The sequence below is a fragment of the Bacteroides sp. RTP31139st1_H2_RTP31139_211217 genome (assembly GCF_040227615.1).
Taxonomy (GTDB): domain Bacteria; phylum Bacteroidota; class Bacteroidia; order Bacteroidales; family Bacteroidaceae; genus Bacteroides; species Bacteroides uniformis.
The window spans coordinates 88,494-92,779 of the sequence record NZ_JBCNZM010000003.1 but is presented as its reverse complement, the minus strand read 5'-3'; the positions used below and the strand labels follow the sequence as shown (position 1 = coordinate 92,779).

Below are 4,286 nucleotides of genomic sequence, written 5' to 3'. Positions count from 1 at the left end.
TCGATACATACACGCCCTTGCTGTCTTCTTTAATCACACGTCATTCGGTTTGCCAGCCACCCCCCAATGCCTTATAGACATTTACCATGGCAATAAGTTCGTCGCGGATGGCATTGCTCACCCCTATTTGGGCATCGAAATAACCACGCTGGGCATCGAGCACATCCATATAATTGATGACGCCGTTGATGTATTGCAACTGTGCCAAATCCACATATCCCTTGGCAGAACGTTCAAGTTTGGCACGCAGTTGGTAGACCTCCTTTATCTTATTGAAATCCACAATGGCATTCTTCGCTTCCTTAAAAGCATTCAGCACTGTCTTTTCATAGCTATGCACTTCGGCTTCAAAAGAAGCCTTCTGTGCATTCAATGCAGCACGGTTCTTTCCCCAACCGAAAAGCGGTGCCAAGACCGCCCCATTCAATAAGGAATAGGGGGATTCCAGAAAATTGGACAACACATCACTTTCCAATCCAAATTGTCCGGTCAGGGCCAGACGGGGGAACATATTGGTATAAGCAACTTTCACTCTGGCATGTTCAGCCTTCAACTGCTGCTCTGCCGCACGGACATCGGGGCGACGTTCCAACAAATCCGAAGGCAGACCTACCGGTAAGGACTCCGGCACATCCAGTTCCTGCAGAAAATTGACACGCTTGATACGGGTAGGGAATTCCCCCACAAGGAAGGATATATCATTTTCTTTCAGAGAGATACGGCGTTCCAAATCCGGAACAAGAGTAGCCGTACGAGCCAACTCCACTTGAGCCTGTTGATAAGAGGTCTCCGAGGTCAGCCCTCCTTCAAAACGGATACGCGCCAAGCGCACTCCCTCTTCACGCGCCTTTTGTGTCTGGCGCACAATCTCCAGTTCCGTATCAAGGGCTACCAGCTCATAATAAGCCTGCGCCACTTCGGCAACGATGGTCATGCGCAACGCACGCTGCGCCTCCACACTTTGCAAATATTCGGCCACAGCAGCCACTTTTTTCCATCTCAAGTTTCCCCAAAGGTCCAGTTCCCAAGAGAGCAACGCCTTGGCTTCGTAAGTATTGCCTACATCACGGCTATGACCACCGTAAATCTCCACCTCGCGCTCAGCCTCCACCTTTCCGGTGAGCTGCGGCAGAAGGTTGGCAACACTGATACGTTTTTGGGCAGCCATCTCCTTGACACGGGAAGCTGCAATCAGCATGTCTTTGTTATATTCCAGAGCACGGTCTATCAAAGCACGCAGCGTGCTGTCCGTATAAACTGCCTGCCACTGTTCATCGGCTATGCTCATGCTATCCTGCTGCTGTGCCAGGCTATCCGGCAATGCCATCTCCGGACGCACATAGCTCTTGCCCACCTTGCATGAGGTAAGGGCAAACATACTCAGCAACAAAATAATATATATGTTCTTTCTTTTCATAAACGTTGTCTTTAAAATCAGTCTTTCTTAATCTTATGCTGCACTTTGGTTTTTGTCTTGTATACCAGGACAAAGAAGAACGGTACAAGCACAATACCGAATACAATGGCAAATATCATTCCGAAGAAAACACCCGTACCGATGGCCTGACGGCTCGCCGAGCCCGGTCCGCTTGCCAACACCATAGGAAGCATTCCCAATACAAAGGCGAGGGAAGTCATCAGGATAGGCCGGAAACGGAGTTGGGCAGCATGGATGGCAGACTGTATCAAGTCTCCTCCCTTGTCAACCTGCACCTTGGCAAACTCCACAATCAAAATGGCATTCTTTGCCGCAAGCCCCACCAGCATCACCAAGCCGATCTGGAAATAAATATCATTCTCCAATCCGCATATCACAACGCCCAGATAGGCACCCAAAGCGGCAACCGGCAGTGAAAGCAATACAGCGATAGGCACCGTCCAACTTTCATATTGCGCAGCCAAAAAGAGGAATACGAAAAGGAATACCAGCGTAAGCACAAGACCCGTCTGTCCTCCCGCCTTCTTTTCCTGATAGGAAAGGCCACTCCACTCCAGACCGATATTGTCCGGCAAGTGGTTACGTGCAATCTGCTCCATAATCTCCATTGCCTGGCCGGAACTGTAGCCTTGTGCCGCAGAACCGCGGATGACGGCAGTGGTAAACATATTGAAACGCTTGATACTGCCCGGACCGGTGGTATAAGAGGCATTTCCCAAGGAAGTAAGCGGCACCATCACTCCGTCTTTTGCCTTTACAAAGAACAAGTTGATATTGTCCTTATGCTCACGATAAGGAGCCTCGGCCTGGATATACACCTTATATATACGGTTGAACATATTGAAGTCATTCACATATACTGAACCGGTATAGGCCTTCATGGTAGAGAATACATCCGCCAGGGGCACACCCAGCATTTTCACCTTATCACGGTCCACATCAAAATAAAGTTGCGGTATTTCAGACTGCAAGGATGATGAAAGCCCCGTCAGCTCCTTATGCTTCTGGGCATAATACATCAGCGTATCTGCCGCCTGCACCAAGTTGTCAAACGTCGCCTCTCCACGCGCCTCAAGCTGCATTTCGAAACCTCCCGAGGTACCCAATCCCGGAATGACCGGAGGCGTGGAAAGATAGACCTTGCATTCGGGATATTCCTTCAAATCCTTCTCCACATTCTCCATTATCTTATCGATGGAAATCCCCTTACGCTCTTCCCACGGTTTCAGAATAACCGTCAGCTCACTGCGTGCCTGGTTGCTACCCACACGGGGGCTGCTACCCGTCACGTTCTGCACATAGGCCACATAGGGATTCTTCTCCAAGTATTGCACGGCACGGTCGGTCACCACACGGGTTCGCTCCAAAGTAGCACCTTCCGGCAACTCCAACTCTATCTTAAAATAGCCCTGGTCTTCTACCGGCAGGAAGCTGGTAGGCACCAACCGGTGGATAATGAAAATGGCAACCAGTACCAGGCCGAACGCACTCATCAAGCGGCGGGGATTCCTGATGACCCGGTTAATGACAGCCACGTATTTGTGATTGCCCAAGTTCAGCCATTCATTGATTTTGCGGAAAACTATGTTCTTTTTCTTTCCACTGTCGGGCTTCAATATGAGCGAACACATGACGGGACTAAGCGTCAGGGCCACTACCGTAGAAAGCAATACGGAAACGGCGATAGTAATGGTAAACTGACGGTATAACTGTCCGGTGATTCCGCTCAAGAAACTTACTGGCACAAACACGGCACAGAGCACCAACGATGTGGCAATCAAGGCACTTGCCAATCCGTTCATCGCCTTTTTGGTAGCTTCATACGGGCTCAATTTCTCCGTCTCCATAAGATGTTCTACATTCTCCACCACCACAATGGCATCATCCACCACAATACCGATGGCGAGAATCAATCCAAGCAAAGTCAGTATGTTCAGAGAGAAACCGAAAATAAGCATGAAACCGAAGGTACCAATCAGGGAAATAGGTACCGCAACAATCGGTATCACCGTCGCACGCCAACTTTGCAAGGATAGAAATACAACCAGCACCACCAGAATCAGCGCTTCGAACAACGTCTTGTACACTTCGTGAATGGATTCGGAAATATAAGTCGTCATGTCGAAGGGAATCTCATAACTCATCCCCTCAGGGAAATTTGCACTGATTTCCTCCATAGCAGCCTTTACGCTCTTTGCAACTTCCATTGCATTGGCCCCGGGAAGCATATAGATACCGAGAACGGCAGCATTCTCACCGTTGATGCCACTCTCTGTGCTATATGAAGATGCTTCCAATGAAACACGCGCCACATCGCGCAGACGGATAATGGAACCGTTGGCATTGGCACGGACCACAATGTCCTCAAACTGCTTTGCCGAACTTAAGCGTCCCTGGGTAGTGATAGGGATAGTAATGTCGAGTCCCTTCACCGGCTGTTGTCCCAAAACACCCGCAGCAGACTCACGGTTCTGGTCCTTCAGGGCATTCTGCAAATCCTGCACCGTCAGTCCGAAGTTGGCAAGTTTGTCGGGCAACGCCCATATCTGCATGGCATAGTAGCGACTGCCAATGTTGGAAACACGTCCAACACCGGGGATACGGCGCAACAAGTCGAGTACATTGATAGTAGCAAAGTTACTCAAATAAATTTCGTCGAACTTCGGGTCACTGGAAGTCAGACAGATGGTCATCAACTGGCTGGGAGCCTGCTTTTCCACAGAAATACCGTTCTGAATCACTTCGGCTGGCAAACGGCTCTCCGCCAGTTTCACACGGTTCTGTATTTCTACGGCAGCCAAATCCGGGTCGGCAGACACGTCGAAAGTGACCGTAGCTGAAAATCCTC

Annotated in this window: 2 protein-coding genes; both read right to left on the bottom strand. The window is 49.7% G+C overall.

The features are described from left to right. Positions 1-40 precede the first annotated feature (40 nt). Positions 41-1,417: an efflux transporter outer membrane subunit gene (locus ABUA47_RS01190; protein ID WP_009036816.1), complete on the bottom strand. Its 1,377-nt coding sequence runs from the start codon at positions 1,415-1,417 to the stop codon at positions 41-43. 17 nt (positions 1,418-1,434) lie between these two features. Beyond that, the coding region (locus ABUA47_RS01185) for an efflux RND transporter permease subunit (protein ID WP_349831384.1) at positions 1,435-4,286 on the bottom strand (2,852 nt) is incomplete at its 5' end.